Source organism: Photobacterium sp. AWH4_225 (genome assembly GCF_056158405.1).
In genome coordinates this window covers 1,854,295-1,874,022 of sequence record NZ_JBSWTF010000004.1, presented here as the reverse complement: position 1 = coordinate 1,874,022, position 19,728 = coordinate 1,854,295, and the positions used below count along the sequence as shown (strand labels likewise).

At 45.1% G+C, this 19,728-nt stretch carries 18 protein-coding genes; 9 read left to right on the top strand and 9 right to left on the bottom strand.

Going from position 1 to position 19,728, the window contains the following annotated elements; all coding sequences use genetic code 11:
- Positions 1–215: 215 nt before the first annotated feature.
- Both ACXAD4_RS25530 and ACXAD4_RS25525 read right to left on the bottom strand, forming a co-directional pair.
- Entirely contained in the window at positions 216–2,150 is a 1,935-nt protein-coding gene (locus ACXAD4_RS25530) for a monovalent cation:proton antiporter-2 (CPA2) family protein (protein ID WP_475244826.1), read from the bottom strand.
- Positions 2,147–2,773 (bottom strand): NAD(P)H-dependent oxidoreductase, encoded by a 627-nt coding sequence (locus ACXAD4_RS25525; RefSeq protein ID WP_475244825.1) that lies wholly within the window; start codon positions 2,771–2,773, stop codon positions 2,147–2,149. Before ACXAD4_RS25525 ends, ACXAD4_RS25530 begins: the two co-directional genes overlap by 4 nt.
- Positions 2,774–3,304: 531 nt before the next feature.
- Between ACXAD4_RS25525 and ACXAD4_RS25520 the strand changes: the two genes are divergently transcribed.
- Positions 3,305–3,946 (top strand): hypothetical protein, encoded by a 642-nt coding sequence (locus ACXAD4_RS25520; protein WP_475244824.1) that lies wholly within the window; start codon positions 3,305–3,307, stop codon positions 3,944–3,946.
- Between the two features lie 84 nt (positions 3,947–4,030).
- Here ACXAD4_RS25520 and ACXAD4_RS25515 read toward each other — a convergent pair whose 3' ends face one another.
- The 4 genes from ACXAD4_RS25515 to ACXAD4_RS25500 all read right to left on the bottom strand — a co-directional run bounded on the left by ACXAD4_RS25515 (position 4,031) and on the right by ACXAD4_RS25500 (position 8,368).
- A complete protein-coding gene (locus tag ACXAD4_RS25515; RefSeq protein WP_475244823.1) occupies positions 4,031–4,798 on the bottom strand; it encodes an amino acid ABC transporter ATP-binding protein in 768 nt (255 codons plus the stop codon).
- Between the two features lie 22 nt (positions 4,799–4,820).
- Positions 4,821–5,918: an amino acid ABC transporter permease gene (locus ACXAD4_RS25510; RefSeq protein ID WP_475244822.1), complete on the bottom strand. Its 1,098-nt coding sequence runs from the start codon at positions 5,916–5,918 to the stop codon at positions 4,821–4,823.
- Between the two features lies 1 nt (position 5,919).
- On the bottom strand, positions 5,920–7,194 hold the full coding sequence (locus tag ACXAD4_RS25505) for an amino acid ABC transporter permease (RefSeq protein ID WP_475244821.1): 1,275 nt from the start codon (positions 7,192–7,194) through the stop codon (positions 5,920–5,922).
- A 133-nt stretch (positions 7,195–7,327) separates the two neighbouring features.
- Positions 7,328–8,368, bottom strand: a complete 1,041-nt coding sequence (locus ACXAD4_RS25500) for an amino acid ABC transporter substrate-binding protein (protein WP_475244820.1) — start codon at positions 8,366–8,368, stop codon at positions 7,328–7,330.
- 1,287 nt (positions 8,369–9,655) lie between these two features.
- Between ACXAD4_RS25500 and ACXAD4_RS25495 the strand changes: the two genes are divergently transcribed.
- On the top strand, positions 9,656–10,099 hold the full coding sequence (locus tag ACXAD4_RS25495) for an SRPBCC family protein (protein WP_475244819.1): 444 nt from the start codon (positions 9,656–9,658) through the stop codon (positions 10,097–10,099).
- 144 nt (positions 10,100–10,243) lie between these two features.
- Positions 10,244–10,792 (top strand): GNAT family N-acetyltransferase, encoded by a 549-nt coding sequence (locus ACXAD4_RS25490; protein WP_475244818.1) that lies wholly within the window; start codon positions 10,244–10,246, stop codon positions 10,790–10,792.
- A gap of 22 nt (positions 10,793–10,814) precedes the next feature.
- Here ACXAD4_RS25490 and ACXAD4_RS25485 read toward each other — a convergent pair whose 3' ends face one another.
- Positions 10,815–11,306, bottom strand: coding sequence for a GNAT family N-acetyltransferase (locus ACXAD4_RS25485; RefSeq protein WP_475244817.1), 492 nt, complete (start codon positions 11,304–11,306; stop codon positions 10,815–10,817).
- Between the two features lie 563 nt (positions 11,307–11,869).
- Here ACXAD4_RS25485 and ACXAD4_RS25480 point away from each other — a divergent pair.
- The gene (locus tag ACXAD4_RS25480) at positions 11,870–12,178 is read left to right on the top strand and encodes a hypothetical protein (protein WP_475244816.1); all 309 of its coding nucleotides are present in this window, start codon (positions 11,870–11,872) and stop codon (positions 12,176–12,178) included.
- An 83-nt stretch (positions 12,179–12,261) separates the two neighbouring features.
- On the opposite strand, the gene ACXAD4_RS25475 is transcribed toward ACXAD4_RS25480, so the two are convergent.
- The gene (locus ACXAD4_RS25475; RefSeq protein ID WP_475244815.1) at positions 12,262–12,819 is read right to left on the bottom strand and encodes a hypothetical protein; all 558 of its coding nucleotides are present in this window, start codon (positions 12,817–12,819) and stop codon (positions 12,262–12,264) included.
- A gap of 204 nt (positions 12,820–13,023) precedes the next feature.
- Between ACXAD4_RS25475 and ovoA the strand changes: the two genes are divergently transcribed.
- The 5 genes from ovoA (at position 13,024) to ACXAD4_RS25450 (ending at position 17,762) form a co-directional block, all read left to right on the top strand.
- Positions 13,024–15,147 (top strand): 5-histidylcysteine sulfoxide synthase, encoded by a 2,124-nt coding sequence (gene ovoA, locus ACXAD4_RS25470; RefSeq protein WP_475244814.1) that lies wholly within the window; start codon positions 13,024–13,026, stop codon positions 15,145–15,147.
- Positions 15,148–15,293: 146 nt separating this feature from the next.
- Entirely contained in the window at positions 15,294–15,599 is a 306-nt protein-coding gene (locus tag ACXAD4_RS25465) for a DUF1289 domain-containing protein (protein ID WP_475244813.1), read from the top strand.
- Between the two features lie 94 nt (positions 15,600–15,693).
- Positions 15,694–16,023, top strand: coding sequence for a hypothetical protein (locus tag ACXAD4_RS25460; protein WP_475244812.1), 330 nt, complete (start codon positions 15,694–15,696; stop codon positions 16,021–16,023).
- A 106-nt stretch (positions 16,024–16,129) separates the two neighbouring features.
- On the top strand, positions 16,130–16,576 hold the full coding sequence (locus ACXAD4_RS25455) for an META domain-containing protein (protein ID WP_475244811.1): 447 nt from the start codon (positions 16,130–16,132) through the stop codon (positions 16,574–16,576).
- A gap of 91 nt (positions 16,577–16,667) precedes the next feature.
- Positions 16,668–17,762 carry a hypothetical protein gene (locus tag ACXAD4_RS25450; protein WP_475244810.1) on the top strand — a complete coding sequence of 365 codons (1,095 nt, stop codon included), beginning with the start codon at positions 16,668–16,670 and terminating at the stop codon, positions 17,760–17,762.
- 58 nt (positions 17,763–17,820) lie between these two features.
- Here ACXAD4_RS25450 and ACXAD4_RS25445 read toward each other — a convergent pair whose 3' ends face one another.
- Entirely contained in the window at positions 17,821–19,590 is a 1,770-nt protein-coding gene (locus ACXAD4_RS25445; RefSeq protein ID WP_475244809.1) for a lysophospholipid acyltransferase family protein, read from the bottom strand.
- Between the last annotated feature and the right edge of the window lie 138 nt (positions 19,591–19,728).

Sequence of the window (19,728 nt, the reverse complement as noted above, 5' to 3'; positions counted from 1 at the left end):
AGGTCGATTTTTTTGTGATCCAGGTTTAAATGGGCAATTATCCATCAAATGTAAGAAAACATTTCCACCTGTCAATTTCAGCCCTAAAAAAGCAAACGATTACTATTTTTTGCTTCCTTTATTTTTGGGTTTTGCTCTGATAAAGACTAAAGAAAACGCGGCTAAGTCTTCAACGACTTAGACGCGCTATTTTCAACTATTAATTACGTTAAAGGCTACTCTTGCTCCTTTTGCATCTCTGCAATCACATCAATATAGTTTTTAGGTGGTGGGGTCCAACCACGCTCTGACGATGCATGTTTGTCATGCCTATCGGCTTTCATTTCTTTGCTTAACGCCTCTTCTAGCTGCATGAACAAGTCACGGTATGTCGCGTTATATTTATTGTCCTCGGTATTATCTTTCCAAGCCTGATAGAGCACATCCTTACTCTTAGCTTCAGTTTCGTTGAACGTTTGCCGAAGCTGTTCTGCACGAAATGGATGAACACCCAGATCTTTTAATGCTTGTGTCCCTAACGTCAGTGCCGAATGGTAAGTTTCACTGATGATAAAATCCGCGCCAGCAAAGCGAAGTGCATAGTGATGCCCCCGATCGTAGGCCCGAGCCAATATCCTGACATGAGGGTAAGTGTGATTAACATACTCAGCCAAATCAACCGCCCGCTCTTGGTCATCAATGGCAATAACGAGAAGCTTAGCTTCCTCAATCCCTGCGGTATGCAGCAAATCAGGCCGGGTAGCATCACCATAATAACTTTTGATCTTGATGGCCCGCATGTTATCTATTTGGCCCGCTTCATGGTCGAGAACCACCGTTTTGACACCGTTAGCCACCAGCAAACGGTTGACGATTTGACCAAATCGGCCGATACCGGCGATGATCACCGTGCCTGTTTCATCAATCTTATCGGCCTCCCGCTCGTTGCTCTGTTCCTGAAACTTAGGAACAACCACTTTATCGAAGAAGATAAACAGACCTGGGGTCAAAAACATTGAAATCGCCACAACCAAAGCCAGTACTTGGGCAATATCTGCTGGCAGCACATGGTTTTGCATCGAGTAACTTAGCAATACAAAACCAAACTCACCGGCCTGAGCCAAACTTAATGTCAACAGGTAGCGATCACTGCCCCTCACCTTGAAAATTAGCGCAAGGGTAAATAACACGGCGGCTTTTAGAACCATCACCCCAAGAGTAATACCTAGCACCATACCGATATTGCTAAATAACACAGTGAAATCGATGCCAGCGCCAACAGTGATGAAGAATAAGCCAAGCAATAAGCCCTTGAATGGCTCGATATTCGATTCAAGTTCGTGGCGGAACTCACTGTTTGCCAGTACCACACCGGCCAAGAAGGTACCCAACGCCGGTGACAAGCCGACCAAGCTCATCAAGGCAGCAATACCGATCACCAACATCAGTGCTGTCGCGGTAAAAATTTCCCTCAGCCCGGCATTTGCAACAAATCGAAATAATGGCCGGCTAAGAAAGTGCCCTCCCACAACCACGGCAGCAATGGCACCGATAACCACCAACGCATATCCCCAACCGGGCAATCCTGCGACCAAGCTTAGCTCTTCATGATGATCTGCGGCCTGTTGAGCCAACTGCTGGGCTTTTTCAACCAATTCAGGTAAAGCGAGTAGCGGAATCAATGCCAGCATCGGGATAACAGCAATATCCTGAAACAGCAACACAGAAAAAGCATTCCGCCCACCTTCAGTTTTAGCCAATCCTTTTTCATTGAAGGTCTGCAACACAATCGCTGTCGACGACAATGAGAATATCAAACCAATGGCTAACGCCATGGTCCAGCCTAAGCCGAACATCATCGCAATAGCCATCACTATCACAGTCGTCAGGCCTACTTGTAAGCCACCAAGACCTATCAGACGATGACGCATGTCCCATAGCATTCTGGGTTCTAGCTCCAAACCCACCAGGAACAGCATCATCACTACGCCAAACTCAGCAAAATGCTGAATAGCGAGAGTCTCTTCTCCTACCAGCCCAACCACAGGGCCAATCACGACCCCAGCAATGAGATACCCAAGTACCGAACCTAAACCAAGCCGTTTGGCTATCGGCACGGCAACTACCGCTGCACATAAATAGATAAATGCCTGGATAAAATAGATGGTCATGCTGGCACCTCCGTGATCAACCTGTCGAGATGATCATTGAGTTTGGCCACTTCTCCAGCCTGTTCAAAGTCAATTCGATCATCACGCAATGCCAGCAACAGCCGCTGCCATCCCTCTATATGTGCATCTACCCGCTTCTCTTCCACCGCAGTTCGGGCACCGAATAAGGCATAAGGCGCAAGGTATTCCATACCGGTTAATACCGCGGTTTGCTCAAGCGGGTGCAACAATTCTCGGATGGTGTAATGATTGAAACCATCTTCACAGTAGGCATTTGCGGGCCCTCCCGCAGTCAAAGCGCAAAGGAACTTCTTGCCATGCAACTCAGTGCCATCCGCCCCATAAGCAAAACCATATTCGAGCACAAGGTCCTGCCACTCTTTTAATATTGCCGGTGTGGAATACCAGTACATAGGAAACATAAACACAACAATGTCATGATCGCGCAATCGTTGTTGCTCCCTGTCGATATTAATCCGAAATGTTGGGTATTCATGGTAAAGATCAACCGTTGTCACACCATCGATACCTTGGGAAGACCGGAACAAAGGCCAATTTATCTCAGAACGGTTGGTTGACGGATGGGCAAATAGGATAAGTACTTTGTTCTTGGTCCCTGACATAAAGCTCCTCACATTGGGAAAGAAAACGACAAGTAACGGATAAACCGTTTACCCAAAAATAATTCACAAAACTTTGATAAGACAACAGCCTACATCCGACTTTTGCCATACCTCTTTTGCATTAAGTGTAGACTGACAAATAAAAAAAGGGCGCCTGGAAGAGCGCCCGAAAGGAAGTTGTGTGCTAATTGCTTACATCGTTTCCAAGCTCGGTATCCAGGAAAGGACGCAATGTCCTAGGGGAGGTAAAGATACCTTGCTTGTTGCCCGAAACGCATAAGTAATAAAGCAATAGGTGTGCCAAGTTTAGCCACTGGACGATAGTCGAAAAACAATTGAGTAAAATGGCAAGATTTTCGATGTCGTTAACTGAAATCAGAGCAATATGAACCTACTTTGGCGATTAAAGGCTAGTCATCACCTTTTTTATTAGGGTACATTGTCACTATCTAGATGAAATTGTTGAATACTGACCGCAAACCTATCAATCAAATGATTACAAACCGTGCACCACGCACCACAATGGATCATATGGAAGTATTATCTGCACTTGCTATGAAAAGGGACAAGGTAATTTTAGGATTGATCACAACGGCTTATTCGCGCAGGAACCGAGGCTTATTGCCATTGAAACACGTTTCAATCTGGCTATTCTTCTCGTTCTTCATTTCTCTGCAAAGCCACGCTAAATCGATTGTCATTCCCCAGCAGTTACTCAATCATACTGATACCTACGGCAATGTTTCGCTGCGTAATTCTGCCGAACTCATTTTGCCCGACCCTCTCGTCATTGAAGGTAACCTGAACCTAGAGAATAGCCAGATACGCCAACTTCCAAATACGCTTACCGTCAACGGTAACCTTAATTTGGCCTATAGCGATATACAATACCTACCTGCTCAGCTGCACATAGGCGGTTACCTCAACCTGGCTCACTCAAAAATAGCCGCCATTAGCGAAGGGTTACAGGTAAACGGGGATCTCAGCCTGATGGGAACTCAACTCACCAAACTACCGTCACACCTCTATGTCGGAGGGGATCTTTATTTGGCCAATTCAACTATCACCGAACTGCCAGAGTTCCTTGTGGTAAAAGGCAATATTTACCTCGGTGGTGTCACGATCACATATATCCCCGAGCAAGCTCAAATAGATGGAACCATTTACCAATAAATAAAAAAGGCGCCCATAAGGACGCCAAAGGAGGTTGTAACGGAAGCAACTTGTTTTCTTTCGCCTTCCTGTTTGTAAAGGCGATTAATGAATGATTTGCTCTAGGAAGGCTTGGGTTCTGTCGAACTGAGGATTACTGAAGAAAGCTTCAGGCTCATTTTCCTCTATGATTTCCCCCGCATCCATAAAGATCACCCTATCGGCGACTTCTCTGGCAAAGCCCATTTCATGGGTCACACAAAGCATTGTCATTCCCTCCGAAGCCAACTCGACCATCACATCGAGTACTTCTCGTACCATTTCCGGATCCAAGGCTGAAGTCGGCTCATCGAACAACATCACCTGCGGCTGCATCGTCAGTGAACGAGCAATAGCCACACGCTGCTGCTGGCCACCAGATAGCTGCCCAGGGAACTTATGGGCTTGATCAGCAATCCTGACGCGCTTTAAGTATTCCATCGCCAGCTCTTCGGCTTCCTGCTGTGGCATCTTCTTCACCCAAACCGGTGCCAAGGTACAGTTTTCCAACACCGTTAAATGAGGGAATAAGTTAAAGTGCTGGAAACACATCCCCACTTCTCGCCTAACCAGCTCGATGTTTTTCAGGTCATCGGTCAGCTCAGTACCTGCAACCTTAATCTGTCCTCGCTGATGTGCTTCGAGGTGGTTGATACAGCGGATCATGGTTGATTTCCCTGACCCTGATGGGCCGCAGATCACTATCTTTTCGCCCTTTTTTACATTTAAATCAATGTCTTTAAGGACATGAAATTCACCATACCACTTATTGACTTTCTGTAGGCGGATCACCGAATCTTCCGACACCGATTGATAAACTGTTTTGCTATACATACTCACAACTTCCTTGTGCAAATTAATGTTTGTGCTCGGTATTTAGCTTACCTTCCAGGTAAATGCTGTAGCGCGACATACCGAAACACATAATCCAGAAAATTAAAGCGGCAAAGACAAAGCTCTCGGTCGAAAAGCCAAGCCAAGCTGGATCGCTATTTGCCGATTGGGCAATACCCAAGACATCGAACATCCCGATAATCAGTACCAAGCTGGTGTCTTTTAGCAGGGCAATGAAAGTATTGACGATAGACGGAATACTGATCTTCAACGCCTGAGGCAAAATGATCAGCCGCATCGATTTCCAATAACTAAGCCCCAAGGCTTCAGCGGCTTCAAACTGCCCTTTTGGAATCGACTGCAAGCCACCGCGAATAGCCTCAGCCATGTAAGCGGCATTAAATAAGACGACACCAATCAATGCCCTGACCAACTTGTCGATTTCCGTCCCGCCAGATAGAAATAGCGGCAGCATGACCGACGCCATGAAAAGCACCGTGATTAGCGGAACACCACGCCAAAACTCGATGTATACCGTACTCAAGCTGCGCACAATAGGCATGTTCGAGCGGCGGCCCAGTGCCAAAACCACACCAAAAGGCAATGACACGACAATGCCCGTTAGTGCAATAACCAAGGTGATCAGCAAGCCGCCCCAGAGGTGAGTCTCAATTACCGGCATGCCGGCAATACCCCCATAAAGCAGTGCCACTGATAGGAATGGGAAGGCGGTTAAAGCAAAAACAAGGAGCCATTTTTTAACTACTGCATTGCCTAGCATCATGCCCGCAATCATACCTATTAAGCCCAGCATGAAGGCAAGTGGACGCCAGGTCTCGTCGCTTGGATAGAAGCCAAACATAAATTGTTCAAATCGGGCCTGGACGAACACCCAGCAAGCGCCATCACGGCTGCAGTCTTCCCTACTGACCCCAACCCAATCCGCATCGAGAAATGCCCACTGGAAGATACTCGCCAACGCAATAAATACGCTTCCGGCAATGACACCTGTGATCACGGTATTCAAGGCAGAAGAAAACAAATTCTCCCTTAGCCATGCCGATACCCCCACCATTTTGGATGGTGGCGCTTCTGAGGGTGAAAAATGAAAAGCCTTCATACTATCTCTCCACCAATGCCATTTTACGGTTATAGATATTCATCAACAGCGAAGTGACCAAGCTAAACGTCAGGTAGACCGCCATCGTCATGGTAATGATTTCAATCGCCTGACCTGTCTGGTTAAGTGTGGTGCCAGCAAATACCGACACAAGGTCGGGATAGCCAATTGCCATTGCCAGTGAAGAGTTTTTCACCAGGTTCAAATACTGGCTGGTCAAAGGGGGAATAATGACCCGCATTGCCTGCGGTATCACCACCAATTTAAGTACCTTGCCTGACGGTAGCCCCAGCGCATTCGCCGCCTCGGTTTGCCCTTTGCTTACGGACATTATTCCAGAGCGTACGATTTCAGCGATGAAAGCGGCGGTGTAGATAGACAGCGCTATTAACAGGGCAAATAACTCAGGCATCACATCAATGCCGCCGCGGAAGTTAAAGCCTTTGAGCTCCGGATACTCGATGCCCAATGGCTTGCCGGCAAGGAAGAATGTCGCCAATGGCAATACAACCATTACCAATGCACTCAAACGCCAGGCGGGAATCAACTGGCCTGTTTGCTGCTGGCGGCGATGCTTAAACCGGTGAATAGCAATGACACCAATCAAGCCAACAAGCACAGACAAGCCAACCCAACCGGCTCCGGGATGCGTTTCGAGCGCAGGCAGAAATAGCCCCCGAACATTGAGGAAAACTGCATCAGCCAAGGACAGGCTATTGCGAGGAGAAGGCAATGCCTGCAAAACAACGGTGTACCAAAACAGTATTTGCAACAGAAGCGGAAGGTTTCTAAACACTTCAATGTATACAGCGGCAACTCGGCTTAGCAGCCAGTTCTTAGATAGGCGTGCAACGCCAATGATAAAGCCCAGCAGCGTTGCCAAGGCTATTCCCAATCCCGCTACCAAAGCCGTATTGAGCAAACCGACAATGAATGTTGCGCCATAAGTATGGGTTTCATCATACGGGATCAACGACATCCCGATACCAAAGCCTGCTGTTTGCCCCAGAAAATCAAAACCCGTTGAGATCCCCCTTTGTTCCAAGTTACCCAGAGCATTGGTGATCGCGGTATAAATCACAAAACCAACACTGCATAACAACAGCAGCTGGAAAAATACCGCCCTCACTGACGGGTTATACACGAATCTTTTTAGGCCACCTGAGGCAGGTGCTGTTTTATCCTCAACCGAGGCTGCCCTGGCAACGGTCTTGTTGCTGGCAGGTTTGGACTCAAGGCTTAGCCGTGAGTCCAGTTCCAAATCACTTGTAGACATCTATGCACCTATACTAACAAGTTAAATCCCTGTGCAATTCAAAGAAAAAGGATGCCAGCTTCCCAGTCTCTGCCGGCATCCTTCCCAGCCAATTTACGTATGACTAAAATTTGCGCCTTCTTGAGGTTACGCTCTAGCGGACTGGAGGCGCATACATAATGCCGCCATCATTCCATAGCGCATTGAGTCCACGAGCAATTTTCAATGGTGAACCTGTACCGACGGTGCGTTCAAAACTGTCGCCATAGTTACCCACTTGCTTGAGCACTTGATAAGACCAATCATCGGCTAAGCCCAAGCCCTGCCCTTTGGGTCCTTCAACGCCCAGCAATCGCAACACGTTAGGATCGGTCGACTTTTTCTTGCTATCGACATTTGCCTGATCGATACCGTACTCCTCGGCATTGACCATCACATTCAATGTCCACTTGGCGATGTTGAACCACTGGTCATCGCCTTGGGCGACGACAGGGCCCAGAGGCTCTTTGGAGATGACTTCAGGCAGCACAACTGCAGATGACGGGTCGGCTAATTTGATACGCAGTGCATAAAGCTGGGACTGATCTGACGTCAGCACATCACAGCGACCCGCTTCAAAGCCCTTCACTGTCTGATCTGAGGTATCGAAAACCACCGGCTTGAAGGTCATCCCATTGACTCGGAAATAATCGGCCAAGTTCAGCTCGGTAGTAGTACCAGACTGGATACATACCGAAGCACCATCCAACTCTTTGGCAGAGGTAAGACCCAGCTCTTTACTGACCATAAACCCTTGCCCGTCATAGTAGTTAACACCAACGAAGTTTATCCCCAGGGCACTATCACGCTGCATTGTCCAAGTCGTATTCCGAGACAGAATATCGATTTCGCCTGACTGCAAGGCAGTAAAGCGCTCTTTGGCAGTAAGCGGCACAAACTGAACTTTACTGGCATCTTTCAGTACTGCAGCAGCAACGGCCCGGCAGTATTCCACATCAATACCTTCCCAGTTACCTTTGGCATCGGTACTGGAAAAACCAGGTAGGCCTGTACTCACCCCACACTTTAGAACACCGGCTTCTGTCACCTTCTTCAATGTCGCTCCACTTGAAGCTGTCGTTGCTGTTGCAGCTCCCGACATCATCAACGCTGAAGCGAGCAAAGAAATTGAAATACCATTAATGACTTTCTTCATATTGGACATCCTGTCTACCATTTGAGATAAGCTTTTGATTTATGTTGCAGTCTCAAAATTGCAACAGGCGTGCCAATATACCCACAAAGAATTACACAGGCTTTGAAACAGTGAAAACCACTGATATACCCAGCATTAGAAAAAGATATAACTGTTTGATAATAAAAAGAGCCGTATCTCTTTTATTCTAATAATCCGTATTTTGTAGACGTTCACACATGGTGCGCAATTGCATCAAAAAGGGTCATCAGTTTGGCTAGAGGGATGCACCTAAAAAAGGCAAGTATGTTTTGTACTCCATAACAAGTACATTACATGCCAGCCATTTAAGCTCACAAATCAATTATTGGTCGGCGTTTAGATATCTACAAAAATAAAAGAAAAGCATTAACTCAAAGTGTTAGCACCAAATAAAATAGACATCACAGAAAGGAAAACGTTTGCGTGAAATCTAATATTAAATTACTGGGATAGATAAATGTTTTACATGGGGGGAAGTATATGCCAGAAACACTGGATCACTTGTGCCTCTGGCTTTACTGCTTTAAACCTATTTTAAATCAAGTAATTAGCGAGAATACGCTGCAACGACATTACTTAGATTTAGTTTTCAGGTTGTTTGTTTGCGTCTGATGGTAGAACCACTGACGACGGTTACGATTTGACATATTACACCTCTCATTTTTCCTAAACGAGTAAGGTTGATATTTCTCTTTAATAATACCGTTCTTACTCATCCTAATACCGTTTTACTTTAAACCGAACCCTGTGACATCCATATGACAATTCAGTAAAAGAAAAACGTCAATCCTCATTGTTATCCAATAGGTAAAAACCTAACACATAAGTAAAGGCATATCTCATGCCAACTTTAGAATAACCGAGGAGTTAAAGAACTGTGATGTAGCTAGAGGAGAATGACTTGACCTTAATTAACGGTTTAAGGAGCCTTGTATGGAATTTTCCACCTCTGAATAGCAATCAACAGATTCCAATATAAGAGGCTCCCAAGCCTTTTGCAATACTCTTTGGCATTTTTTTTGTGATAGATGTCATCCATTTCCGACATAACATACATATTTTCAAAAAAAAATAACGCAGACTACTGTTTTAACACATTTAATTTTAAGGTTAACAGCTACACATACTTAAAGGGAATTTATCATTAACAAGAAAAATGTATCTTTATCAATGACAGAATAGACCTTGCAACACCACAAAAACCTTATGTTGACAAGTCCGTAACGAGTAATAGACTGGCATAATAGTCCATGTGGAGATGGTGCTATGGGAATGTACACTATTACTTTAGAGAAAACCGCAAAAGTTCCGAAGAAAGTGCTTTTTGAGCTACTCACCGACCATGGAAACCTTGGTCGCTTTTTCGATGGTCAGTACAACCTGATCAAAGAAGGAAAACCCGAAAGTAACGGTATAGGTGCCATCAGAGAAGTGTCCAATGGCTTATTTACTGTTCAAGAGCAGGTTATTGATTACAAACAAAATGAGCACTTGCACTACAAGATAATCCAAGGGGCTGCAGTAGAAGAGCATGGTGGATGGATCAAATTCAATAGTCTCAATGCACACGATAGCATGATCCACTACCGAATTATGTTCACGCCCAAAGTCAAAGGTACGGGCTGGATAATGAAGTACCTTATTGAAAAACAAATAAAAAGAGCATTGGATAATTTAGCAAACTATGGCGAGGATCACTGGCAGTCTTAAAACAGCTTTTCCTTCAAATAACTGAATTATCATACGAATGTTCTAATTGTTTAATATTTATCCTCTAATTTGATCTGGTCGCTGTTCAAGAAGGTCCATTAAGGCTTTACTAGTATCACAAAGTGCCCACTTAAGAGGATAGCTATGCCACACCAACCATTATTAACGACTCAACGATTGCTCTTGCGCCCACTTCAGTTGTCTGATGCCACACGAGTTCAAGCCCTTGCCGGAGATGAACAAATTGCAAACGGGACGCTCAATATCCCCCACCCTTATACTGATGGTGTTGCCGGTCAGTGGATAGGCAAACATCTCGCGGGTTGGCACCAGGGCCACTCCGCGATATATGCAATCACCTTGAAATCTACCCAGCAATTGATTGGCTGTATTGGTCTTCACAATATTCAGCATGGCAAGGCACAGCTTGGCTATTGGATTGGCGTACCCTATTGGGGGCAGGGATTCTGCACTGAAGCAGCACAGAGAGTTGTCGAATTCGGCTTTAAGCGTCTGAAACTAGACACCATCTATGGCCAGCATTTCAGCCGTGAAGTTAACCCTGGAAAAGTCATGCAGAAAATCGGCATGACACACGTTATGACCAAGAGCGACGCGGTGAGAGTGAATATGATCACCGAAAACATGGAGTACTACGAAATGAAGTGCCCTGAAGCACTTCCCGTTAGCTAAACACTGGCAGATCAACCATCTGTTATTCTTTCAGCCTTGCCATTTGGTATACATCCACATATTCACCATTGCGCAAGGCATAGTTACGTGATGTCCCCTCGATAACAAAACCCAGTTTTTCATAAAGTGCAATTGCAGCAGCGTTGTCTGTATACACTGTTAGCTCAATGCGGGTGACCCCAACCCAGTTCTCTGCTAAATCAACGAGCTCTTTTAACAGCGCCGTTCCTATCCCTTTTCCTTGATAGTCATCGTGAACCGCCATGCCAAAGCCCGCCACATGCCGGCGGCGAGGGTTTTGTTCAACAGCCAACCCTGCCTGTCCAACAACCTTACCGTCAATCTCAGCAAGCAGGCTATATACATTTGACGGTAGCTTTTCGAGGCGTTGCTTCCATAGCTCCAGTGAAGGGTGAGGCAGCTGTAATGTGCCTGTGTAGGCATTACGCCCAGCAAAAATTTCTCGAATTGCTGGGATATCTTCTTTCTCGACATGCCTGATAATAATCGACATTGGCTTCCTCCTTCTGTTTTAAACCCCCACCTCTAAAACAACATATAAACCAATGAAAAACAATACTTTTATACGAAATAAACGATACATACCTTAAGCGCATCTCTTTATAAAATCTTATCGAAATGAGTTTATTTTATAATTGAATTATTTAGCTGATCCATTCCTTATCCCAATCAGTATATGGAAAGTGCTAGGTGTGGGAGGGTTTGAGTAAATAGTCGATTTTTATTTGTTTTTTCTTTAGATGTCATAGTCATAGATTAAAACAACATAAAAATTGTGCCTTTATCTGAAATCCAATAGCTATACTGAAATTGAGGTAAATGGGCTTGTTCGCACAAGCGACACGAAGCAAACTTTGTGACAAGCTACATTTAATGCTCATTGTAAAAAAAGTTGAACTGTTAACGCACTGAATTTTAAGTGATAAGAAAAAAAATAATAAATTGATGAAAGATACGATTTATAGGCGGGTCTTATAGGTTGAACGTGAACTTAGTCACAAACATAAGTACACAAACAACAATATGGCCAAAGCCATAGATAACGAGGTGAAGATTATGTCTAGCTTGAAAGTACTAACTGCAACCGCTGTGATTGTAATGTCTTCTTCAGCCTTTGCTGATATCCGTGTGGCAGACACCCACAACGGTGCATGGGTAACCGTAACTGAAAATGGTCAGCCAGCTGCAAACGCTACCGTTTCTGTTGCTAACGTTCCTCAACAACGCCAAAGTTATAAAACTGACGCAAATGGTCGAGTTTTCATTCCATTGACACTAGAAAACTCTCGCTCAATCAAATATAAAGCAACTACAGAGGGTGGTAAACAATCTTCACGCTTTGCTTTCCACTCTACTAACAAATAGTTGATGAACGCCTAACTTGCAAAAGCCCTCTGATGAGGGCTTTTACTTTTGTGAGCGACCACTCAAAGTTTCTTAACGTCCACTTAGCGGTATCGATAATCCTTCCAATTCAGATCCCGAGCCAAGACAAAAGCCAACCCCAGTACCTGAAGGAACAGTGCCAAGTTTCTGAGTCGCGAAATTGCTTTCATTTTTTCAGCATTGTCATCAATAAACACTTGGTTTTCCAAATACAGTTCATTAATTTTTTCTCGCTGACCAGCTTGAACCACATCTAATGCTTCCATGAATTCAGGCACATTCTCTATATTGAACTCCAAAGGGATGTCAGGGAGCCAATATCCGATATCATGCTTTAGCTGCGCTGCTATCTCTTTAGGCAAAGGTGACTGCATCATCTCGGCGGCATTCAAGATCACTAGGGTGTGCTCTCGCTTACGCTCTACCGTTTCAACCTGTTGCCAAATCAACTGGATCAATTTCTCATTGCTTTGCTGACGCTGGACGATGTCGTTCGAGCGACGGGTTAAGTCGTCGATATAGAAGTTGGTTATCAAGGCCGAAATAATATTGAGCAACAAACCAACTGCAACCAAGGTCCAAGTCGGTACCTGCCATTTTCTTGAAGAAACCTGTCCCATCTATTCTTCCATTTGCCAACAAAGAAAATTACTACCTAATAATTATGGCAAAGTTTTTTGCACTTTTATGTCAGCAAAAACATCGAAATTTCTCAGTAAGACATTAATTTGCATTGACATATTTTATGTTTGATGACCGTGCTTTTCTTTGTCTATCTTTAATTTCAGGTTGTCTGAAAAATAACTAAAAAGGAAAGCGTTTCAATGGATAAGGTTCCAAAGTATGCAAGCCGTACCGTTCCTCTCACTGGTAGCGACATCGAACAAAAACGCCAAGAACTCAAACTCGCTTTTAATCACACCTGGGAGCTCTATGAATCTCTTTTTAGTGTCATCAACAATGACAAGGCTTATTTTGTCAAAGCCGAGCCGCTTCGCCACCCATTAATTTTCTACTTCGGTCATACCGCCACCTTCTACATCAACAAGCTCAAGCTAGGAAAATATATCGACCATCGTATAGATCCTCATTTCGAGTCCATGTTTGCCATTGGGGTTGATGAGATGTCTTGGGATGATCTCGATGAAACCCACTACCAATGGCCCACCGTGGGAGAAGTCAGGCAGTACAGAGAGCTGGTAAAACAATGTGTGAATCAGGTCATCGATGAGATGCCTCTTGCCCTCCCTATCAGTGAGGAGGATCCGGCTTGGATCATCCTGATGGGGATAGAGCATGAACGCATCCACCTTGAAACCTCATCGGTGATTATTCGACAGCTCCCTCTTAGAGATGTAACGCCATCTCCTCTATGGCCAGCATGCACTGATATGGGCAGCGCCCCAGAGAATTGCTTGCTGAGTGTTGCTGGAGGGCATATTTCCCTCGGCAAATCCGAGCAGGAAAATACCTATGGCTGGGATAATGAATACGGCAGTCAAGCGTATCAAGTCGCCGATTTCAAAGCGTCAAAGTTTCTGGTTTCAAACCAAGAATACCTTGCTTTTGTTAAAGCTGATGGATATCGACACCAGCGTTATTGGGATGACGAAGGAAAAGCATGGCTAAATTATACTCAGGCCACCATGCCCCGTTTTTGGCGTGAAAGAAACGGGCAATGGTTCCAGCGTAACCTCACTGCAGAAATTCCACTACCACTTAACTGGCCAGTCGAAGTCAATCAGCTTGAAGCTAAAGCATTCTGTAACTGGAAAGCTGAACTGGCACAGCGCCCAATACGACTTTTGACAGAAGCTGAATGGTATTTGCTACGACAGAACATCGAAACAGATTCACCGCATTGGGATGAGGCCCCGGGTAATATTGAGTTAGGATATTATGCTTCTTCCTGCCCTGTAGATAGATTTGAGCATGAAGGATTCTGCGATATCATCGGTAACGTTTGGCAGTGGACAGAAACCAGTATTGACGGATTCCAGGGGTTTAAGGTTCACCCGTTATACGATGATTTCTCCACACCAACTTTTGATGGCAAGCATAATCTGATAAAAGGCGGCTCATGGATTTCTACAGGAAATGAGTCTATTAAGGCTTCACGTTATGCCTTCCGTCGCCATTTTTACCAACACGCGGGATTTCGATATGTCGAATCCCAACAAGCCCCTGAAACCATGGCTAGCTTAAATGTCTATGAAACCGATGAGCTGATTTCGCAGTATTTAGAATTCCACTACGGCAATGAGTATTTTTCTGTCCCTAACTTTTGTATCCATGGCGTACAGGCTTGCTTGCAGGAGATTCAACTTACTCATCACCAACGAGCTCTAGATATCGGCTGTTCAGTCGGGCGGGCTTCTTTCGAGCTTGCCAAGACTTTTGATTACGTCGACGGCATAGACTTCTCCGCACGCTTCATTCAACAAGCTTACTCACTGACCGAGCAAGGTGAAAAGCGCTACACCATAAGAACAGAAGGCGATTTAGTCGAGTTCAAATGTGTCACTTTGACCGAGCTCGGTTATCAGGGCATAGCGGCTAAAGTAAATTTTGTGCAGGGTGATGCCTGTAATTTAAAACCTCAGTTCAACCAGTACGATTTGATCTACGCCTCAAACCTGATCGACCGCTTAGGTAACCCAAAACAGTTTTTGACAACCATCCATGAGCGACTCGCCTCTGGCGGATACCTTGTTATCGCTTCGCCTTATACCTGGCTTGAAGAATACACTGACAAAGCCAATTGGTTAGGGGGGATCAAAGTCAACGGTGAAAACTTCACTACCCTTGATGGATTGACCGAAACCCTCATCCCACACTTTGAACTCATCGCAGTGAAAGAAATTCCCTTTGTGATCAGAGAGACCAAACGCAAGTTCCAGCACTCGGTATCTGAAATGACGATTTGGCGAAAGCGGGAAGTAAGTTAATAAACATGCTTAGTGTCCCGGTACCTTTTAAGGTACTGGGACTGAGATAACCAAAGAAACACATAAACACCCCGCCCTCCAACTTGAAGTCACTTGGGTATATGCTATTTTGTGCGTTTCAAGCACATAACGAAGTATTATCAGCCGTGAAAACCCCTTGCGTAGCAAAATGTAAAAACAATGAAGGTATCTGTAGCGGATGCCACCGAACGATGTCTGAACTAACGGCGTGGCGTACCATGAGTGATTCTGAACAAGAACAAAAGATACATGAAATTCAAGGACATCAATCTACCCACACTTGTAGCCAGTGTGGCCAACCGGCCTATTGCGAAATCAGCGCAGGGAAAGAGACCTGTTGGTGCTTCGAGTTAACCAAGCGTGATACTTCAGGCATTCCATCAGGTACGTGTTTATGTAGACATTGCCTAGAGAAACTGCCTCTCATCTAACCATTAATATCATAACAAAACAGCACTTTAACTATACACTTGCCTTTAATGAACAGTGTATTATAATTCATCCCATTCTAAACGGCACACTAAGATGACAGCAGTAAGAGTACTCCTTCTTGTTTCGGCTTTACTCCCTTTATTGGCAACTGCAAGTAACGCATTACCGGACAATGAGCAGATATGCTTGAAAGAGATGGAAACCTTACTCAGCCAGCAGCAAGTATTGTTTAGTGATAGCCAAGCGACAACTGAAACTCGGCGTATGGCTGAAAGAGCCATTGATACCAGCCGAGAAGCATTCGCAATGCATGGCAGTTATTGTGATGCACAGCGGGCGTTACTGAAGTTTGATGAGGACAAAGAAAGTGGCTTCCACCACAAACAAGGTGAAGTTAACTTTTTTGGCCGTGGTCACTATTGATATTTCTAGATAAATGCTTGGTAGTGCTACTATTATTCAAAACAACTATTCATCAAGCTATCGTTGACTTAAGCCCTTAACACGGCAAACCTCTGAGGTAATGTATATGAAAAAGTGGCTACTTATTTTGGCTCCCCTGTTCTTTCTACTCACGGGTTGTGATGCTGAACTAGAACAAGGCTTTTCAGCCAAAAACCTACAACAAAGTTGGGTATTGACTAGGGTCGACGGTAAAGAAATCACCATTACAGAACCTCGTATTGTACCGGGCATGGCCGTAGATGCTGACTTAAAGGTCTCGGGGTTTGGTGGTTGCAACCGCTTCTTTGGCCAAATTGAGTTAGCAGACGGAAATAGAATTCGCCTTACCGGCATGGGCTCTACCAAAATGGCTTGTATCCAAGATGATCAGGCAACTGTTGAAGCCATCATGACTCAATCTCTCCAGGAGTGGAACAATGCGGCTTTGGAAAACAACATCTTAACCTTGACTTCAAAGCAGCACATTTTGACTTTTACGCCTGAAGAAGTCGCCGCTGAAGATAGCCAGTAAGCTCAGCAAACCTACCAGATTCCATGCGCAGCCATTTGGCTGCGCTTTATTTTCCAAAGACAGGTTCACAAGACCCAAGTTGTGTTTCGCTATGAAAATAAACAAACGACAAGCCAAAACCCTCAATGAGGCTATTACCCAGTGGGAAAAAGATAAACGGATCAATGCCGATACCGCTGAATCACTGCGCAACAGTTATGAGGTCGTTGGCTTTGATTGGAAGCTGCTGGCAGTGTATTCATTTTGGATTGCTATCACCTGCTTTGTGATTTCGATTGGCGTGCTTTTGGCTGACGACTACCTAATGGCATTGCTGGCAAATCTCATTGATACACCTGCTAGTGTACTCTCGGTCATTAGTGCTGGGTTAGCCGTCGGCTCCTTTGCTTTTGGCGTGAAACGCCGGCGTCGCTACCCAGAGAAATATTTCAGCAATGAAGCCATGTATTTCTTCGGGGTTTTATGGACCGCAGTTTCTGTTGGCTTCTTAAGAGAAACAGCACTGTTTGCAGACACCCACATAGCTTTCTTTTTGCTCGGATTAACATTCATTTATGGTGCCATCGGCTTTCGTCTATCCAGTATGCTGGTTTGGATTTTCGCGCTGCTAAGTTTTGCCGCTTGGGGACTGGAGCAAACCAGCTATTTTGCCGAACCGTCAGACTACTTCATGGGACTCAACATGGCTTGGCGATTGGTTCTCATAGGCTTGATTGTCCTGGCTACTGCGTGTTTTTTTGCCCAAAACAAAGAAAGTAAGGCTGATATTGCGGTCGGGACACCCGTAGCGACTAACAGGTTTGCCTACCTGCAAGAACCTACCCGGTTCATTGGCTTGTTTTACTTGCTGTTTGCGCTTTGGTTGGTCTCGCTATTTGGAAACCACACCAATGCTGCAACCTGGTCGAAGGTATCGCAAGTCTCATTCCTTCCTTGGGCGTTACTTTCAGGCTTAGTGTGTATCGGCTTGCTATACCACGGCATCAAACATGCCGACAAACTGACCCGCAGTTTTGGTATCACCTTCCTGCTAATTAACCTGTACACCCGTTACTTTGAGTATTTCTGGGATGCCATGCACAAGACGATTTTCTTTGCTTTGCTGGCTCTTAGCTTCTGGCTAATCGGCAGTAAAGCAGAAAAGCTCTGGCAACTTAGTCATATCAAAGAAAACGAAGATATGTAGCTGAAAATGCCATTCACACGACGGAGGGAAGCCCTTCTTCCCTCCGCCTAGACATAATCTATTTATTCAGTCCAAACCGCCCCAGATAAGTCTTTGCCTCAGCCTTTCCCATATATTTTCCCAAGGTTTTAGCCGGTACACCGCGCAAATCCACAACGATTAGCCCGTCTAGGGCATCATTGAAATCAGCATCGACATTAAAACACACCAACTTGCCATTCAGACCAAGATACTGTCTCAGAAGCACAGGTACCCCCTTGCCTCCTTCAAGGCGTGAGATCACCTTAGAGAGCAATTGAATATCCGCCAAAGACGAAAGCATATCTGTTTGCCAGAATGAAGGCGCCTTGGGTAACAGCGGATTGCTCGGTGAAACCAGCTTGGCACTTTGCACATCATAATGGTGTACAGCCATACTCTCAGCCAAAAGGTGACGGGCTTCCGGACTGTAATCATTGCTTATACTGACAGGCCCGAACAAATGCGTGTAATCCGGATGGCGAGAGACAAATGTGGCAATCCCTTTCCATAGTAACAACAAGGCACTTAGGCTTTTTTGGTATTCAGCCGAAATGACAGAGCGTCCAAGCTCAATTGCATTTCCCTGTTGGCGAATAAAACGCTCATCATACTTAAACAGAGTACGGGAATAGAGGCCGCTCACCCCCTTCGCCGCTAATATTTTATCGACTAAGCCCAGGCGATAAGCACCAACCAAACATTGGTTTTCTCTGTCCCAAACAAAAAGGTGATGGTAGTACTGATCAAACTCATCAATATCTGTGGATTTTCCTGTACCTTCACCAACCGCGCGGAAGTTTACTTCCCTGATCCGCCCTAGCTCTATCATCATAGAAGGAATGCGATCGGCTAATGCACAAAAGACATCGAACTGACCTGATGAAAGTAAATGCTCGCTGCTGTTTAGTTGGCTTATCTCACAGACTAGCTTTTCTGATTCAACCTTAGAGACAATGGGTTCAGCATTTTTATCATTGATTGCCAACACGGGTTTTTGGGCACTTCTCAACTGGCTTCCTAGTAGGTAGGTATTTAGCCGAAGATAATTGACCAACTGCTTATGGTCTTCAAACCCTTTGATTTCCTTAAAGCTGATACTCTCGCCAATAGCCAAGTTAATTTGCCTATCACGCTTATTGAGCAACTCACGCCCAAGCATTAGGGTTCGTAGCAACGGATGGATCCGACCTGCCATATAAAACTTACGGCTGTTCTTACCATCAATATAAACCGGTACAGTCGTCGCCTTGTTTTTACTGATCAACCGACTCACTGAGTGACTCCAATCTTTATCAGTGATACTTCGCGATTTATGATCATAGGCTGATACTTCCCCAGCCGGGAAGATCAACAACAACCCGCTATTGGCAAGATGCTTATTTGCTTCCCGTAACGCTTTCACATTCGCCTTAACCGCTTGCGGCCCCTCAAAGACATCAACCCCAATAAACAACTCATCCAGCTCTGGAACTGTTTTCAAATAGTGATTGGCCAGAATTTTGATGTCTTTGCGGACTGAGCGAAGCAACTCCGCCAAGATAACGCCTTCAACACAACCCAACGGGTGGTTAGCCACCACAACGGTCGCCCCCAGTGCAGGGATTTGTGCCAGCGATCCCTGCTTAATCGAATACTGAATACCTAACGTGTCTAAGGCATAGCGGAGAAAAACAGACACATCACCACCCACAGGGCGAGCAGCGTAAAATTGATCCAGCTTTTTTAACCCTGTCGCCCACTCAGTAACATGCTCCCCTACACCGAATGGTGTCTTGCGGGGAAGGCGGAAAGGACTTGTCACTTCCATGTTATTACCTGTTAATCATTCAAGTCGTGAATGAAAATTATGAAACAGACAGATGACCGAACCGTTTCACTTTTACGGCAAATAAATGAGCGTAATACGACGGTTTGATGAAGCACAAATTCGCACGCCACGTTAGAG